The sequence below is a fragment of the Patiriisocius marinistellae genome, from assembly GCF_009014635.1.
GTDB lineage: Bacteria > Bacteroidota > Bacteroidia > Flavobacteriales > Flavobacteriaceae > Patiriisocius > Patiriisocius marinistellae.
Map to the genome: position 1 here is coordinate 161,128 of NZ_BKCF01000002.1, position 16,012 is coordinate 177,139.

At 33.1% G+C, this 16,012-nt stretch carries 16 protein-coding genes and 1 riboswitch; of the genes, 6 read left to right on the plus strand and 10 right to left on the minus strand.

Annotated elements, in window-relative coordinates:
• The first annotated feature begins 50 nt into the window (after positions 1-50).
• Together GB234_RS07350 and GB234_RS07355 are read left to right on the plus strand one after the other, a co-directional pair.
• A complete protein-coding gene (locus GB234_RS07350) occupies positions 51-1,013 on the plus strand; it encodes a lytic transglycosylase domain-containing protein (RefSeq protein WP_151893905.1) in 963 nt (320 codons plus the stop codon).
• A gap of 10 nt (positions 1,014-1,023) precedes the next feature.
• The gene (locus tag GB234_RS07355; RefSeq protein WP_151893906.1) at positions 1,024-1,407 is read left to right on the plus strand and encodes a sulfite exporter TauE/SafE family protein; all 384 of its coding nucleotides are present in this window, start codon (positions 1,024-1,026) and stop codon (positions 1,405-1,407) included.
• A gap of 177 nt (positions 1,408-1,584) precedes the next feature.
• On the opposite strand, the gene GB234_RS07360 is transcribed toward GB234_RS07355, so the two are convergent.
• Complete coding sequence (locus GB234_RS07360) at positions 1,585-2,280, minus strand: TlpA family protein disulfide reductase (RefSeq protein ID WP_151893907.1); 696 nt, start codon at positions 2,278-2,280, stop codon at positions 1,585-1,587.
• Between the two features lie 141 nt (positions 2,281-2,421).
• Positions 2,422-3,000 carry a DUF2892 domain-containing protein gene (locus tag GB234_RS07365; RefSeq protein WP_151893908.1) on the minus strand — a complete coding sequence of 193 codons (579 nt, stop codon included), beginning with the start codon at positions 2,998-3,000 and terminating at the stop codon, positions 2,422-2,424.
• A 197-nt stretch (positions 3,001-3,197) separates the two neighbouring features.
• On the opposite strand from GB234_RS07365, the gene rpmH reads away from it, so the two are divergent.
• Both rpmH and carB read left to right on the plus strand, forming a co-directional pair.
• Complete coding sequence (gene rpmH, locus GB234_RS07370; RefSeq protein WP_082830860.1) at positions 3,198-3,359, plus strand: 50S ribosomal protein L34; 162 nt, start codon at positions 3,198-3,200, stop codon at positions 3,357-3,359.
• 101 nt (positions 3,360-3,460) lie between these two features.
• Entirely contained in the window at positions 3,461-6,313 is a 2,853-nt protein-coding gene (gene carB / locus GB234_RS07375; RefSeq protein WP_151893909.1) for a carbamoyl-phosphate synthase large subunit, read from the plus strand.
• 57 nt (positions 6,314-6,370) lie between these two features.
• On the opposite strand, the gene GB234_RS07380 is transcribed toward carB, so the two are convergent.
• From GB234_RS07380 to GB234_RS07415, 8 genes are all read right to left on the minus strand, one after another.
• Positions 6,371-6,739: a 6-phosphogluconate dehydrogenase gene (locus tag GB234_RS07380; RefSeq protein ID WP_151893910.1), complete on the minus strand. Its 369-nt coding sequence runs from the start codon at positions 6,737-6,739 to the stop codon at positions 6,371-6,373.
• Between the two features lie 38 nt (positions 6,740-6,777).
• A complete protein-coding gene (locus GB234_RS07385; protein ID WP_151893911.1) occupies positions 6,778-7,005 on the minus strand; it encodes a hypothetical protein in 228 nt (75 codons plus the stop codon).
• A complete protein-coding gene (locus tag GB234_RS07390; RefSeq protein ID WP_151893912.1) occupies positions 6,968-7,264 on the minus strand; it encodes a hypothetical protein in 297 nt (98 codons plus the stop codon). The genes GB234_RS07385 and GB234_RS07390 overlap by 38 nt, the downstream gene beginning before the upstream one ends.
• Positions 7,257-8,582, minus strand: coding sequence for a DNA recombination protein RmuC (locus GB234_RS07395; RefSeq protein WP_151893913.1), 1,326 nt, complete (start codon positions 8,580-8,582; stop codon positions 7,257-7,259). Before GB234_RS07395 ends, GB234_RS07390 begins: the two co-directional genes overlap by 8 nt.
• A gap of 14 nt (positions 8,583-8,596) precedes the next feature.
• On the minus strand, positions 8,597-9,865 hold the full coding sequence (locus tag GB234_RS07400) for a DUF2130 domain-containing protein (protein ID WP_151893914.1): 1,269 nt from the start codon (positions 9,863-9,865) through the stop codon (positions 8,597-8,599).
• Between the two features lie 84 nt (positions 9,866-9,949).
• Positions 9,950-10,744: an ABC transporter ATP-binding protein gene (locus tag GB234_RS07405; RefSeq protein ID WP_151893915.1), complete on the minus strand. Its 795-nt coding sequence runs from the start codon at positions 10,742-10,744 to the stop codon at positions 9,950-9,952.
• Positions 10,745-11,776 carry a FecCD family ABC transporter permease gene (locus tag GB234_RS07410; RefSeq protein ID WP_151893916.1) on the minus strand — a complete coding sequence of 344 codons (1,032 nt, stop codon included), beginning with the start codon at positions 11,774-11,776 and terminating at the stop codon, positions 10,745-10,747.
• Entirely contained in the window at positions 11,773-12,918 is a 1,146-nt protein-coding gene (locus tag GB234_RS07415) for an ABC transporter substrate-binding protein (RefSeq protein ID WP_151893917.1), read from the minus strand. The genes GB234_RS07410 and GB234_RS07415 overlap by 4 nt, the downstream gene beginning before the upstream one ends.
• 279 nt (positions 12,919-13,197) lie before the next feature.
• Positions 13,198-13,396, plus strand: a riboswitch (cobalamin riboswitch).
• A 112-nt stretch (positions 13,397-13,508) separates the two neighbouring features.
• Between GB234_RS07415 and GB234_RS07420 the strand changes: the two genes are divergently transcribed.
• Together GB234_RS07420 and GB234_RS07425 are read left to right on the plus strand one after the other, a co-directional pair.
• A complete protein-coding gene (locus GB234_RS07420) occupies positions 13,509-15,446 on the plus strand; it encodes a TonB-dependent receptor plug domain-containing protein (protein WP_151893918.1) in 1,938 nt (645 codons plus the stop codon).
• 201 nt (positions 15,447-15,647) lie between these two features.
• Positions 15,648-15,983 carry a DUF2853 family protein gene (locus GB234_RS07425; RefSeq protein ID WP_151893919.1) on the plus strand — a complete coding sequence of 112 codons (336 nt, stop codon included), beginning with the start codon at positions 15,648-15,650 and terminating at the stop codon, positions 15,981-15,983.
• Positions 15,984-16,012: the final 29 nt, after the last annotated feature.

A 16,012-nucleotide genomic window follows, 5' to 3' on the forward strand; every position in this document is an offset into this window, starting at 1 on the left:
GATTAGAAGAACGGCATAATATTCGCTATATTGAGAGAAAATTTTACGTTATGAATGTATTATCAAAAATAGGATTAGGCACTATATTAGTTGGGCTTTCTTGGCTCACAATAAGTGCTGTTCAAGAGCAAAGTCAAGACAAAGATGTTATAAAACCTTATGATGCGCCACAAACTAGTAGCGTAACATCAAATACCTTTGAGATGTCTAAGGTAAGGGCTCTTGCAGTCCCAAACTACATGGATTTTGCTGGTGAAAAAGTACCCCTAAATGATACTGATGTAAGAGAGCGTTTAGATAGAGAGATTCATGTAAATACATACTGGCAATCAAATATGCTATTGATGATAAAAAAAGCTAATAGGTTTTTTCCAGAAATAGAACCATTATTAGAAAAATATGGCTTACCAGATGATTTTAAATACTTGGCAGTTGCAGAAAGTGGTCTAGATGATGTTCGTTCTCACGCAGGAGCTTCTGGGTTTTGGCAATTTATGAAAGCTACAGGAAAAGAATATGGCTTAGAAATTAATGATTATGTTGATGAGCGTTACAATCTTGAGTTAGCAACAGAGGTGGCCGCAGAATATCTTATAAAATCTAAGGCTCGTTTTGGTAGCTGGACAACAGCTGCAGCAGCTTATAATGCTGGAAACGCTGGAATAAATAAACAATTGGAACGTCAAGATGTAACAGGGTATTATGATTTATTATTAAATTCAGAAACTAGTAGATACGTATTTAGGATTCTTGCTTTTAAAGAAATTTTAAGTAATCCTAAAAAATATGGTTTCTATCTAGATAAGGAAGATTTATACCAGCCAATCCCAACTAAAACGCTGGTTGTCAATACTCCAGTTGAAGACTTTGCAGTATTTGCTAAAGAAAATGGTATAAATTATAAAATTTTAAAAATACATAATCCTTGGTTGCGTGATACTTATTTAAATAATGCCTCAGGGAAAGAATATAAAATTAAGATACCTTTGCCGGGATATTATGAAACAAACTAGTAAAAAAACTATGAACCCTACCATTATATTATCTTTAATTATTATAGGATTATTAGCAGGTGTTTTAAGCGGATTTATGGGTGTAGGGGGAGGTGTAGTAATGGTGCCCTTAGCCATTTATTTTTTAGGCTATAGTCAACATCAAGCACAAGGTTTAAGTCTAGCAGTCTTAGCTGTCCCCGTAACTTTTTTTGCTGCATACACCTATTATGTTAACCCAGTCGATGGGGAAGCCGCATTTAACTGGCGTTACGGTTTAATAATCGCAGCCTTTTTTGTTATTGGCGGTTTTCTAGGATCAAAATTTGCAGTTAACATTCCTCAAAATATATTAAAGAAAAGTTTTGCTGTAATACTTATTATTGCTGCTTTGAAGATGTTCTTTTCTAAATAATACTAATTAGAGATATCTTCGGAAATATTAAAGCTTGAAAATAATTGTATAATATAATAGTCATAGAAATTAAACCTTATTTCCGAAGTAATTGTGGACTATAAATAAAAAATCCTTTCCAAAATTCTAATGGAAAGGATTTTTCTTTGGTTAGTGGGGATTATTTGTTGAAAAATATTAAGGAGTTTCAGAAGCGTAGCCATCTTCTGTACCTTGAATAATTTTTAATAATGAAATTCCGTTGAGAAATGAAGTATAATTAAGCTCGTAAGAAATTTCATATTTTTCGTTGTATGGATGCAAAACACCACGTCTTACATCAAGTATTTTTTTATCTGCATCAACAAAGAAAGAAGTAGGGAAGCCTAAGCTATGTTTCATAGTTTTTACAGTCTCACAGTTGTTGTTTTCTAATTCGTTTACATAAACAACATTAATTTTTTTATCATACTCAGAAGCTATTTCGCGTACTTTTTGTTTTGTGTCCCAAAACAGCACAACAAAATCTATATCCTTATAATGTTCTCTTGCTATTTCATTAAGTGCAGGAATTTCTCCCACACCTGGCGTACACCATGAAGCATATGTCATTAAAAAAACAGGTTTTTCAAATTTGTATAGATCTATCTTACGACCAGAAAGTTTACGTACTTTAAAGTTATCAAGCGTGCTTCCATTCACAACATTATTAATAAGTGAATCAAATAAAAAATCGGCACGTTCAAAATCTCTTGTCGCATGTGCATCTTGAGATTGCGTTCGGTATTTTTTGATATTTTTTCCAATCGCTTGCGAAAATAATTCTACAGGCTCAAGCTGTGCTTGTGCGGAAAATGAAATAACAATAAATAGGAGAAGTAGTTTTCTACTCATACGGTGATTATTTAGTCACCACAAAAATAGATAACAATATTGTGTAAGAAACAAACTTTTAGACAAGGGGTATGATAAAGTCGTCAAAACGCAATGCAAAGTAGGATTTTACTGAGTAAAAGCCTATTAATTAACTAGAAATTAGCGTCTTCCACCTTTCATTGCACGACCACTTCGTCCTCCACCATACTGTTGTTTAGGTTGCCCAGCCCGTTTCATATTTTGTTTCATTGCTTTAATCTGGTCATTAAGCATATTATGCTTATCAAGTTTTCCTGCTTCACTTAAGAGTATTTCTGCTTCTCGCTTTCTATTTTTAGTCATAGCAATACCAGCAAGGTTTAATTTTGCCATTGCCATATCAGTATCCATACTTAGACCTAAAGAAACAGCTTTTTTGAAATACTTTTCAGCTTCATTCATATTAGTTTGTGAAACCATCAGCCCATTTAAGTAATTATAATACCCTTGTTGTTTTTTTACGAGAGAACCTTCAGGGTTTTTTATTTTATCAAGCCATTTTTTTGCTCCTGGGAAATCTTGCTTACGCAGACGTAAGAATGCAAGAAGTATAATTTCGTTTTTAAAATAAAGAAAAACAAACATTAGCGCTAATAGAATGAGCATTATACCGTTACCTATATTAGTTTCAGTAAATTGCCAAACAGCTACACCAACTAATAGTACAGCAAGGATTATTTTTAAATTTTTATTGAACATAAAGCCTTTTTTTATAAGGGCTTCAAAGGTAATAAAAACAAATAAAAATATTTCACATTTTGATATTGGACGTGTAAAAAAAGATTGTATATTTGCACCCGCCTACGCGATGATACTGATAATATTATCTAAAGTGTAGCAATTACCAACTTTAGAATAGTTAAAAAAAGAATTTTCAGAAGATAATATAGTATACCATGAGTAAAAGAACATTTCAGCCATCAAAAAGAAAGAGAAGAAACAAGCACGGTTTTAGAGAGCGTATGGCATCTGTAAACGGTAGAAAGGTACTTGCAGCTCGTAGAGCAAAAGGTAGAAAGAAAATTTCTGTCTCTTCTGAAACTCGTCACAAAAAATAATGTTGATAAGTCATAAATAAAAGGTGTTGTTTTTATAAGCAACACCTTTTTTTTATACCCCATCGTCTCGTAATTTTACAATCTGAAAAAACTACCATATTATGCCTAAGAACACTGCGATAAAATCTATCTTAATCATTGGATCTGGTCCCATAGTTATTGGCCAAGCCTGCGAATTTGATTATTCTGGGTCACAAGCATTACGTTCGCTTCGCGAAGATGGAATTGAAACTGTATTAATCAATTCTAACCCAGCAACAATTATGACAGACCCTTCAATGGCAGATCATATTTATTTGTTGCCTCTAACAACTAAGTCATTAGTTCAAATTTTAAAAGATCATCCCCAGATTGATGCGGTGCTTCCAACTATGGGAGGGCAAACTGCCCTCAACTTGGCTATAGAAGCTGATGAAAAAGGTATTTGGAAAGATTTTGGTGTAGAGATTATTGGAGTTGACATTGACGCCATTAATATAACAGAGGATCGCGAAAAATTTAGACTTCTAATGGAAGATATAGGAGTACCTATGGCTCCACAAGCTACAGCAACTTCATACTTAGAAGGTAAAGAAATAGCTCAAGAATTTGGATTTCCACTAGTAATAAGAGCATCATATACTTTAGGTGGAGCAGGAGCCTCTATTGTTTACAAAGAAGATGATTTTGATGAATTACTTAGGCATGGTCTTGAAATTTCACCTATACATGAAGTCATGATTGACAAGGCAATGATGGGATGGAAAGAATATGAACTTGAATTATTACGTGATAAAAATGACAATGTTGTTATTATCTGTGCAATAGAAAATATGGATCCAATGGGTATCCACACAGGAGACTCAATAACGGTTGCGCCGGCAATGACGCTTAGTGATCGTACTTATCAACGTATGCGTGATTTAGCAATACATATGATGCGCAGTATTGGAGACTTTGCAGGGGGTTGTAATGTGCAATTTGCTGTAAGCCCAGATGAGAAAGAAGACATCATTGCAATTGAAATTAACCCTCGAGTATCACGCTCCTCAGCATTAGCCTCAAAAGCAACAGGTTATCCTATTGCTAAAATTGCTAGTAAACTTGCAATTGGTTATAATCTAGACGAACTTGATAATCAAATTACAAAATCAACATCAGCTTTATTTGAGCCCACTTTAGATTATGTAATTGTAAAGATTCCAAGATGGAACTTTGATAAGTTTGAAGGAAGTGATAGAACATTAGGACTTCAAATGAAATCTGTTGGAGAGGTAATGGGAATAGGTCGTAGTTTTCAAGAAGCATTACACAAAGCAACACAGTCTCTTGAAATAAAACGTAACGGTCTAGGAGCAGATGGAAAGAGCTACACTAATTATGAACAAATCCTAGATAAACTTAAAAACGCAAGTTGGGATCGTGTATTTGTAATTTATGATGCTATCCAAATGGGAATTCCATTGAGCCGTATTCATGAAATCACAAAAATTGATATGTGGTTCTTACGTCAATATGAAGAGCTTTATTTATTAGAGAAAGAAATTTCTAAGTTTACGTTAGATACATTACCACGAGAGTTATTGTTAGAAGCAAAACAAAAAGGGTATGGAGACAGACAAATAGCACACATGCTAAAATGTCTTGAAAGTCAAGTGTATAATAAGCGTGAAGAAATGAATATTCAGCGTGTTTATAAATTGGTAGATACTTGCGCAGCTGAGTTTAAAGCACAAACGCCTTATTATTATAGTACATTTGAAAATGAGATGAAGCTCGACGGAAATGAGCCATACTCAGAAAATGATAGTGTTGTTACAGACAAAAAGAAAATTATCGTTTTAGGTTCTGGACCTAATCGAATTGGGCAAGGAATTGAGTTTGATTATTGTTGTGTTCACGGTGTTTTAGCAGCTGCCGAAGTAGGATATGAAACAATTATGATTAATTGTAACCCTGAAACAGTTTCAACTGACTTTGACGTAGCTGATAAACTTTATTTTGAACCAGTTTTTTGGGAACATATTTATGATATAATTCGTCATGAAAAACCTGAAGGTGTTATTGTTCAATTAGGAGGGCAAACAGCTTTAAAACTAGCAGAAAAATTAGAACGCTACGGTGTGAAAATTTTAGGTACAAGTTTCCAGGCTTTAGATTTAGCAGAAGATCGCGGAAGTTTTTCTACAATTCTTAAAGATTTAAACATTCCTTATCCAGAATTTGGAGTTGCAGAAACTACAGAAGAAGCACTTAAATTAGCTGACACTTTAGACTTCCCATTATTGATTAGACCTAGTTATGTATTAGGTGGACAAGGGATGAAAATTGTAATTAATAAACAAGAATTAGAAGAGCATGTAGTTGATTTACTCCGTAAAATACCCAATAATAAATTATTGCTTGATCATTATCTTGATGGAGCGATTGAAGCAGAGGCAGATGCAATTTGTGATGGAGAAAATGTATACATTATAGGTATTATGGAGCACATTGAGCCTTGTGGAATTCATTCAGGAGATTCAAATGCTACATTACCCCCTTTTAATTTAGGAGAGTTTGTAATGCAACAAATTAAAGACCACACTAAAAAAATAGCGCTTGCACTAAATACTGTAGGGTTAATTAATATTCAATTTGCAGTAAAAGATGATAAAGTTTATATCATTGAAGCAAATCCAAGAGCATCACGTACGGTTCCATTTATTGCAAAAGCGTATGGCGAACCTTATGTAAATTATGCTACTAAAGTTATGTTAGGGCATAGCAAGGTGACCGATTTCGATTTCAAACCTCATTTAGAAGGATATGCAATCAAACAACCTGTCTTTAGTTTCAATAAATTTCCGAATGTAAACAAACAATTAGGGCCAGAAATGAAAAGTACTGGAGAAAGTATTTTGTTTATTGATAGTCTAAAAGATGATCAGTTTTACGATTTGTATTCTAGAAGAAAAATGTATTTGAGTAAATAATAAATTTTGATTATTAAATAAAAAAGCATCCTAAATTAGGATGCTTTTTTTATGGATTTAATTTCTATTGAAATGTGGTGACTGTTCTAAGGAAACATCATTTATAAAATATTTTGAATCTCCCCAAAAGAAGAAAGTGCCAAAACGCTCTACATATGTAAGTTTTACATAGCTCCCTTGGTATTCTTCAAGTTTTTTTATAACCTCTTGTTCTTCATCTAATACTGAGAAAGAAAATATTTGCGCGCCACTTATACCTTGGCTAATTTCACCTTCATATGTTTTTACAATGACTCCTTTTCGGCTAAACTTTATAAGCTCTCCCGCACGAGTTCCTTCACTATAAGGAACAAAATATACGAATGCAAAATAGAGTAAATAGATAGCTAATAAACTGCCCAGTATAATAAATAATATTTTTTTCATATAAGATTCCGTATTGACGTATGGTTTTTTCTGAACTATTAAAATTTTGTATCTCTAATTTTTATAAAGGTAAGCACACCTGTGGTAATTCCAATTAATAAAACAAAAACCCCTAAAATTTGCATACCCATAGCCATGTTTTTTGCTCTGCTTATTTCAGTTTCTGTAGTAATCATAAAAATGCCAAGATAAAGTAATCCAATGCTTGCTAAAATATAGACTGCTAAATCAATTTTGATTAGCCTCTTTGTTAGCTTGTTCTTCATGATTTTTAATTTTTAATTTTGTTTGTCGAATAAAATATACTTGCGTGCCTATGAGAATAATACTTACTATAAGCGTTACAACTCCTGTTCCAAAATACATTCCTTCTTGATAGGGTTTTTCAAAGTCCTCTGTCATTGAGTAGAAAATGATATATATGCCCAATAATAAAATTCCAATGGTACTCACAAACAACCAGGTTAAAGATAATGCAGTAGAAATAATTTCTAATATTCTTACAATAGTTTTATTGCTACTCATTTTCTTCGCTATGTGCTTTCTTTAATAATTTTTCATTTATAGTTTTACGTTGTTTGATGCCTAGTTTTTTAATTCGCTCTACTTTTTTAACCAAATTTCCTTTACCTGTTAGTTTTATCATAGTACTGTCATAACTTCCTTTTACAGTATTGAGTTGATTACCTACTTTAATTAAGTCTTCAGTCAAATTAACAAACTGATCATACAAACGTCCCGCTTGTGTGGCAATTTCTAGCGCATTTTGTTGTTGTTTTTCATTATTCCACATAGTATCAATCGTCCTCAAAGTGGCTAAAAGTGTAGAAGGGGTTACTATAACAATATTTTTCTCAAATGCCCAAGCATATAAATTTTCATCTGTATTTATGGCTACTGCAAAAGCAGGTTCTATAGGAACAAATAATAAAACAAAATCTGGACTCTCTATTTTGTATAAATCATGATAATTCTTTGCACTTAATTGCTCAATATGTTTTTTTAGTGAATTAACGTGCTCATTTAAATAACGAGATTTTAATAAATCATCTTCTTCATTAACAAAACGCTCATAAGAAACTAGCGAAACTTTTGAGTCGATAATCATTTTATTAGTGTCAGGCAGATGAATTACAACATCTGGCAAAACACGTTTGCCATCATCATTAGTAAAACTTTTTTGCACAAAATATTCTCTATCTTTTTCAAGACCACTTTTTTCTAAAACGCGTTCTAAAACTAATTCTCCCCAATTTCCTTGTATTTTATTATCTCCTTTTAATGCTTTAGTCAAATTTGTAGCCTCTTTACTCATTTGCTCATTTAGCTCTTTAAGTCCAATTATTTGTTGGCGTAACATTGCATGGCGATCAATACTTTCTTTATTTGTAAATTCTACTTTTTGTTCAAATTTTTCAATTTTTTCTTGAAGTGGTTTTAAAATAGTATCAATATTCTCTTTATTCTGTTTTGTGAATTTCTCGCTTTTGCTGTCAAGTATTTTATTTGCTAAATTTTCAAATTCTTTCGAAAACTTTTCGTTCAGTTTTTCTAGCTCTCCACTTTGCTCTCTAAGTTTGTGTTCTAGATTGTCAAACTCTGCATTACGACGTGTTAATTCTAGATTAAGAAAATCTTTTTCTTTTCTAATTTCCTCACGCTCTTTTAATACGCTATCAAACTGAACACTCAATTTTTCTTCTTGTAATTGTGCTTGCTCAAGTCTCCCTTGCCAAATTGCATTTTCACCTTTGCCTTTTAAACGTGCTAATAAATTGCCTATATAAGTTCCAATGACTAAGCATAGAAGTGCAATTACGATTATGATTACAGTTTCGTTCAATGTTGTTATTTATATTATTCTATTGTGTTGTCTGGTAATTCGAGCACTGAGAAAGTTTCTAATTCTTTTCCTGCAATGCCTTTAATAGAACCAAATAATGCCGAAATGTTTTCCTGTACAACCCAAATTTGTTTCTCTCTCGATGCCCATATTTTATGCATTGCTTTCTTCTCACTATTTAGCTGGTCAATCATTCCAGAATAGTTTTCTCCTATACGCTCAATATTACGAACAAATTCATTACTAGTTAAATAACGGTATAATAGCTCCATTTTTTCTCCTTTGTTTTCATCAGAAGATTTTACAGATTGTGTTTTCAATAATACTTCGCGCAATACTAATGAAACACTTTTAACTTCATGAAACCCACAAATCCAAACACCATCTTTTTCTCCAAAACGGTCCATGTCGCTTGGGAAAGTTTCGGTAACAATTATTGCAATGTCTGCTTTGCATTTAATTTGATCTTCTTTTAGTTTGTTAATCCAGTCATTTGAAAAATTCTTAGTTCTCTTACTCTCATAAACTATTGAGCCACATTGTTGTTGCAGACTATTAATAACAGTTTGAATACAATCTGCACCTCGTATTCCTTTTCCTACTTCAGAAATTTCATCAAAAGGGTATGTAGCTGCTAAGAGTTCTTCAAGTGCTAATTCCTGCACCTCTCCCTGCATTTGCATTGAACCCTGCTCAGCTTTACGTTTCATTTCGTCAATCAATTTTTTTTGGTCGTCTAATTGTTTTTGAAATTCACGCTCTTTCAATACCATAGACTCACGCTCTTTTGCTCTAGCTTTGTCTTCAATTTCTTTTTGCTTTTCTAACAGTTCTTTTTGAACATTTAATTGCAGTTCCTCTGTTTTTTCTTTTAACTCATTTTCACGTTTTAAAAGTTCGATTTCTGCAGAACGTAACGCTCTGTTTTCTTCTTTCTTTTTTTCATTATCAGCCTGTAATGCGTTTAATTGTAGTTCAAAAGACTCTTTTGTTTGTTTCTCTATTTTTTCAGATTCTTTTAAAAGTCGTTGTTGTAATTTTTCTTTAAATAATTCATTTTCACGCTCTTTTTTTGCTTCAAAATCTTCTACTTCTTTGGCAAGTTTAGATTTTTCTGCATCCATTGATTGTGCAAGTTTTAATTTTTCAGCATTAAAAACTTGAGCTTGTTCTGCAACCTTACGTTCATAAGCTGCTTTAAATTGTGCTTCTAACTTTCCTGCAAGTGCTTCTTCTACGTCAAATTGATGCGCGCAATTAGGACATTGTATTTTATCTGTCATTAAAAAAATCTTTTAATAGTAAATATACCAACAATTGCTACTAAGCAAAAGCGGTAAACCGTAATATTGTTATTTAAAAATAAATTAATCCTTCACTGAAAAACGTCCAGTAGTCTTATCAAAATGAATTGTCTCAGGCGGGAAGAGTGCGTCAAATTTTCCTTTTTCAATAAGCTTACAAGGAGATCCAATGGCTAAATTATTAACAGTCATCACCATCATTGTATCTGCTAATTGAATGGCAATATCTATTTCATGAGTAGAAAAAAGAATTGTTTTTTGCTTTTCAACCGCAAGTTTTTTAAGCAATTTTAATATATAAGCGCGATGGTATAAATCTAAATGCGTTGTAGGTTCATCAAGAATAATAATGGGTGTATCCTGCGCAAGTGCTCTAGCAATATATACTCGTTGTAACTGCCCATCGCTAAGTTCGTAGCAGTTTTTGTTTTGGAGTTCAACTAAATCTGTAGCTTCAATCGCTTCTTCAATTTTAGTAAGATCTAGTGGTGTTAATGTCCCCATCCAACTTGTATGAGGTTGTCTTCCTAACGAGATTAGTTCTAAAACCGTTAAATTTTTAGACGCTGGAGCTTCTGTAAGAACCAAGCTTAATTGTGTGGCACGTTGTAGCGATGTGTTTTCTGAAATATCACTTCCATTTAAAATAATACTACCGTTTAAAGGTAATTGTGTTGCGGAAAGTGTTCTAAGAAGTGTAGACTTACCTATTCCGTTGCTTCCTACTAAACCAATAAGTTCTCCTTTTTTTAATTCAAAGTGTAAACCTTCGGCAATAATGGTATCTCCTTTTTTTGAGGGATACCCGATGCTTAAATTTTTAGCAATAAGAACATTATTTAAAATTTCCGAAGCCATCTAGAATAACAATTTACGTTTTTTTACCAATAACCAAATCACAACTGGTGCACCAACAAGTGATGTAATTGCATTGATGGGCAAAAAGTATTCTGTGAAGGGTAACTGTGCAATGGTGTCACAAAGCAGCATTAAAATTGCGCCACAAATTAATACCGCTGGGATTAAAATTAAATGGTTTGAGGTTTTGATGAATTGGCGTGTTAAGTGCGGTACTGCAAGTCCAACAAATGCAATGGGACCTGCAAATGCTGTAATTCCTCCTGCAAGAATACTTGTTGCAACAATAATTATAAATGTATTTCTTTTAATTTTTAACCCCATACTTTTAGCGTAATTTTCTCCTAAAAGTAATGCGTTTAAAGCTTTTGCACTTACTAAACTAAGTAATATTCCAATGAAAAAACAAAGCGATAAAATTAAGATGCCTTCCCAGGATTGATTGCCTAAACTTCCAAATGACCAAAAAACAAATTGCTGTAATTGCTCGGCCGTACTAAAATAGGAGAGGACCGCAACCACTGCACTTGTAACGCTTCCAAACATAAGGCCAATGATTAAAATTGCCATCGTATCCTTAATCCTAAAAGTAACTGCGAGTACTGCAAGTAATACTAAAAAACTACCTAAGGCACTGGCAATTATCAAGCTCCAATCGTTTAAAAGTATCCCCCCCATAAATCCTCCCAATGCTCCAGCTCCTAAGATTAAAATTGCTACACCCAGACTTGCACCACTGCTTAACCCAAGAACAAAAGGCCCTGCGAGAGGGTTTCTAAATAAGGTTTGCATTAATAATCCCGAAACTGCCAAGCCACCACCAGCCATTATTGCAGTTAAAGCTTTAGGAGTTCGATAATTTTGAATAATATAATTCCAAGATGATTTTTCTACTTCGCCACCAAAAATACTAGCCACTACATCACTTAACGGAATTGCTACACTTCCTAAACTTATATTTATTAAGAAGCAAGCAAGAAGTACTAAAAGGAGTACTATGAAAAAGGGCGTATATCTTTTTTGAAGTATCATTTAAGTTTTTCAAAAAAGAATAAATCATGATTTGGTAATAGAGACGGGTGCAGAATTTTGATAATATCTTTTAAAACAATGTCAGGTCTATTTGGAGCTAATTCATAATAAATCACACCGCCAGTTTCTCCTTTTTTTGTAGTAAAACTATATACATTATCTGTTTTAATTGGCTCAAAATAAGCATACGCGTTATTTGCATCCTTAAGTTGTTCTATAGAAGTAAATTGCCCTGGACCAATCCAGATATTTGCGTTTTGTCCTTTCTCTAAAACACTTTCAATATTAAGAGAAATGCTTCCTGTACCTTCACTTTCTTTCCATAAGTAATCACCATTTGCGTCATTAATAAATTGTGCTGCCCAGCTATCTCCCTGTGGCATGTACCAAACATCTTTAAACATAGCACCGCTTAAAACAGTGGGTTTTATTGAAGCTGCAGCTGCTGTTTTTTTTGCCGAAATATATTCGGTTTCAATTGTTTTAAAAATGCTATCGGCCTCTTTACTTTTATTATAAAGTGCTCCAAAAAATTTAATCCACTCAGCTTTTCCTAATGGATGCTTTTCTGTCCAGTCTGCATTAATAAGTGTGGGGATACCTGTTTTTGCTATTGTTGAAAGTGTTGTGTTATTTCCGTCAACGGCAAAGCTTACAACGGCATCAGGGTTTAAATCGATTAAAACTTCGGTATTTAAAGATTCATTTTTCCCAACTTCCTTAATACTCCCTGCTGTTATAAGCTTCCTTGTCTTTATTGAGGATATGTAATTTAAATTAGGAAAACCAACAACTGTTTCTTCAGCGTTAAGCATTTCTAAAGATGGAATATGTGTTGTTGATGTTACAACGATTGACGTAATAGGAGTTTTTATAAAAGCATCATGTTGTGGTAAATCTTCTTTTGGAATATCACTATCACTTAAAACATACGTGTACGTTTTATCAGCACCTGGCCATGGATTTGTGATGCTTATCGTTTTGTAGTTTTTAAATTCTGAAATTTTAAAACCTTCAGCATATTGTATTGAATTTTCCTTTAAATCTTTTTTGTTTTCTTCTGAAACGGAACTAGAGTCATTACTTTTTTTACAACCGATGATGCTAAGGGTAAGTAATAAAATTACAATTTTATGATACATAGGATTTTTATAATTTCAGCAAAACTAAACAAATGAGTTTTGAAAAGTTTGATTTAAACGAATAATACTTAGTCAATCTGAGCTTGTCAAATACCATTTGTGTTGTGACAATTATATATTGATCTCATTGTTTTTTTGCTCAAGCACAGTTACTGTGTTTAATAATCTTAGGTTTCAACTTTAGTTGTCTTAAGCTTGGTGAGGATATTAATTAAACTTGTGTTTTGATTTTATTACTTCTAGTTAAATTTTTCTAATAACATTTAAGAATAAAGCAGTACTTTCGCCCGAGATTTTGGTTGGCACTTTTTTGTGTCATTAAAAGGGAATTTTGTGAAATACAAAAGCTGTTCCCGCAACTGTAAGTCGTTCAAATGTTTAAGATTTGAATAGCGAAACTTCAAACCACTGTTAGCCTTGGCTGATGGGAAGGTCGCTTAAGACAAGCCAGGAGACCTGCCAGGATTTATAATTTGCAAACCTTCGGGATAAAGGATTGGGATGATGTGGCGCGCTATGCGCTCATTCTTCTATTTATTTCCAGGTGTAGTATTAATTTAATATTTCCGTAGAAAGGAAAAAGTACACTTATGAAAAAATTATTAGTATCGGCATTTTTTGCCGCAGCAGCATTGACTGCACATGCACAACAAAAAGTAGAGCAATTAGACTCTGTTATGATTGACACAAAAGTGAGCATCCCACGTAAAAATAGTGGAAAAGTGGTTACTACAATCGACAATGAGATGATTTTAAGAAATCAAGGAAAATCTGTTGCACAATTGATTAATGAAGTTTCAGGAATTGAAATTAACGGTAGCCGTAGCAATGACGGGCAAAATCTGGGTTATTATGTACGTGGTGGTCGCAATCGCCAAGTACTAATTGTTATTGATGGAGTCCCAGTAAATGACCCTTCACAGATTGCTAATGATTATGATTTGCGCCTTGTGCCTACTGAGACTATTGAGCGTATTGAGATTATGAAAGGCGCCTCTAGTGTTCTATATGGTGCAAATGCTGGTACGGCAGTAATTAGTATTTCGACTTTAAAAGCAAGTAAGGAAAAAATTAGTGCAATTATAACATCATCTGTGGGGACTAATCGTTCGAGTGAAGATGATGATCTTGATACAGATTATAGTGTAGAGGAGTTTAACAATGCAGTTGCTGTGAGTGGAACTCTAGGAAAATGGTTTTATAATGCAAATTTTAGTAATCGTTACGTAGAAGGTTTATCTGCTGTTGCTGCGCCAGAAGATGCTACAGAGGCATTTGAAGCAGACGATTTTAATCAATTTGAAGGTCGTGTAAACTTAGGTTTTAACTTTTCAAAGAATGTAAGTTTAAGCCAGTTTTTTAGTTTCGGAAAACTGAAAGCAGATTTTGATAGCTTTAATTATACAGATGCTGCAAATAGAAATATTACAGATCAACTGCGTACAGGTGGACAATTTACTTGGAAATATAAAAAAGGGATTTATGTATTTAACGATAATTTTACATGGATTGAAAGAGAAATTGAGTCAGACTTTCCTGTTAGGTATGACACTAGATCCTATAACTTAGATAATTATTTAACATATGAGTTTACAGACAGTTTTACAGCCCTTGTAGGGTTAGGGCATAATAATAGTAGTTTTAAATCATTTTCAGTGCCTTTTGGAGAGACTGAGTTAGTGAAAGACTTAGATGATAGTGTTGCTGAGTTTACTATGTTTGATCCTTATGTAAATTTAACATATATCTCAAAAATGGGCTTTCAAGCAACTGCTGGTGCTCGTATGAATATTCATAGTGAGTATGGTAGCCATTTAGTTTATAATGTAAATCCAAGTTATAATTTTGGTTTTGGAAAAAACAACCTAAAACTGCTAGCTTCATACAGTACCGCATACATTACTCCATCATTATTTCAACTGCATGATCCTTTGTATGGTAATTTAGAATTAGAACCAGAAGAGAACACAACGATTGAAGGAGGTCTTGAATTTACAACAGAAAATAACATACGTTTGAGTGCATTGTATTTTACACGCGACGAAAAAAACTTTGTTGATTTTGTAACTGTTGATCCAGATAATTTTATATCTCAATATCAAAACATTGATGAAGAGTTTACAGCGAGTGGAGTAGAGGTGGAAGTTGCTGCGCCACTAGGAAACAGATTTATGTTTACAGGAAATTACACAAACACTCAAGCAGATGAAAAGTTTGCATTACGTATCCCTGAGCACAAAGCAAATGCTTCATTATCTTATAATGTGGCTAATAAAAGCTTTATCACAGCAAGCTACCAATTTACAGGAGAGCGTACAGATTCTTTTTTTAACAACGAAACTTTTGAGTCTGAGAATGTAATTTTAGATAGCTTTGGGACATTGAATTTAACTGCTTCAACGCAACTGCTTCCTAATATGAAGGTTTTTGTAAATGTGAGTAATATATTAAACGAAGAATATGAAGAGATTTATAGATTTCAAACATTAGGTCGCAACGTACGCGTTGGATTTAACTTGAAGTTGTAGTACTTCGGAAATATTAATTTATTAAAGCCCTTTTAGTCGATTTCTAAAAGGGCTTTTTTATTTGTAAAAGTGTGTGATGTTGTACCGTTTCCGAAGTGAGCAGTCTCATTTTTAAAACTTTAATAATCATTTAATATCATTTTGCGATTTAATTCTTAAATTTATGTCAAATAAATAAGTAATCATTTAAATTAAATACCAATGAGCGATACGCAAGAAAAATTATCAAAGTTAAAAGAAACAGCAGCAGGACAATTGAAAGATTGTGGAGTTTCAAAAATTGACCATGACAAATTAGATGAATATTGTAATCGCCTAAAAACAATGCTAAGTAATAAAGATGCGTTATTAGTTTCAGGCGGTGATCCAGCCGAGTTAGAAACGGTACGTAAAAATTTTGTTGTTAAAAAATTAGGCGTTGAAGATAAAGATAAGGGAATGAATGCTGTAAATGCAGTTGCCGAGAAGATGAAAGGAATTCATATGAAGAGTCGTCCAGCATTTTACTACCTAGTAGCACACGAGTTAGGAAAGTAATATAACATATTTTTAAAAATATAGACCAT

What these genes read in the sequence shown, in the direction of transcription:
- GB234_RS07350 (WP_151893905.1), top strand. Translation starts at nt 51, where the DNA reads ATGAATGTATTATCAAAAATAGGATTAGGCACTATATTAGTTGGGCTT.
- GB234_RS07355 (WP_151893906.1), top strand. Translation starts at nt 1,024, where the DNA reads ATGAACCCTACCATTATATTATCTTTAATTATTATAGGATTATTAGCA.
- GB234_RS07360 (WP_151893907.1), bottom strand. Translation starts at nt 2,280, where the DNA reads ATGAGTAGAAAACTACTTCTCCTATTTATTGTTATTTCATTTTCCGCA.
- GB234_RS07365 (WP_151893908.1), bottom strand. Translation starts at nt 3,000, where the DNA reads ATGTTCAATAAAAATTTAAAAATAATCCTTGCTGTACTATTAGTTGGT.
- rpmH (WP_082830860.1), top strand. Translation starts at nt 3,198, where the DNA reads ATGAGTAAAAGAACATTTCAGCCATCAAAAAGAAAGAGAAGAAACAAG.
- carB (WP_151893909.1), top strand. Translation starts at nt 3,461, where the DNA reads ATGCCTAAGAACACTGCGATAAAATCTATCTTAATCATTGGATCTGGT.
- GB234_RS07380 (WP_151893910.1), bottom strand. Translation starts at nt 6,739, where the DNA reads ATGAAAAAAATATTATTTATTATACTGGGCAGTTTATTAGCTATCTAT.
- GB234_RS07385 (WP_151893911.1), bottom strand. Translation starts at nt 7,005, where the DNA reads ATGAAGAACAAGCTAACAAAGAGGCTAATCAAAATTGATTTAGCAGTC.
- GB234_RS07390 (WP_151893912.1), bottom strand. Translation starts at nt 7,264, where the DNA reads ATGAGTAGCAATAAAACTATTGTAAGAATATTAGAAATTATTTCTACT.
- GB234_RS07400 (WP_151893914.1), bottom strand. Translation starts at nt 9,865, where the DNA reads ATGACAGATAAAATACAATGTCCTAATTGCGCGCATCAATTTGACGTA.
- GB234_RS07405 (WP_151893915.1), bottom strand. Translation starts at nt 10,744, where the DNA reads ATGGCTTCGGAAATTTTAAATAATGTTCTTATTGCTAAAAATTTAAGC.
- GB234_RS07410 (WP_151893916.1), bottom strand. Translation starts at nt 11,776, where the DNA reads ATGATACTTCAAAAAAGATATACGCCCTTTTTCATAGTACTCCTTTTA.
- GB234_RS07415 (WP_151893917.1), bottom strand. Translation starts at nt 12,918, where the DNA reads ATGTATCATAAAATTGTAATTTTATTACTTACCCTTAGCATCATCGGT.
- GB234_RS07420 (WP_151893918.1), top strand. Translation starts at nt 13,509, where the DNA reads ATGAAAAAATTATTAGTATCGGCATTTTTTGCCGCAGCAGCATTGACT.
- GB234_RS07425 (WP_151893919.1), top strand. Translation starts at nt 15,648, where the DNA reads ATGAGCGATACGCAAGAAAAATTATCAAAGTTAAAAGAAACAGCAGCA.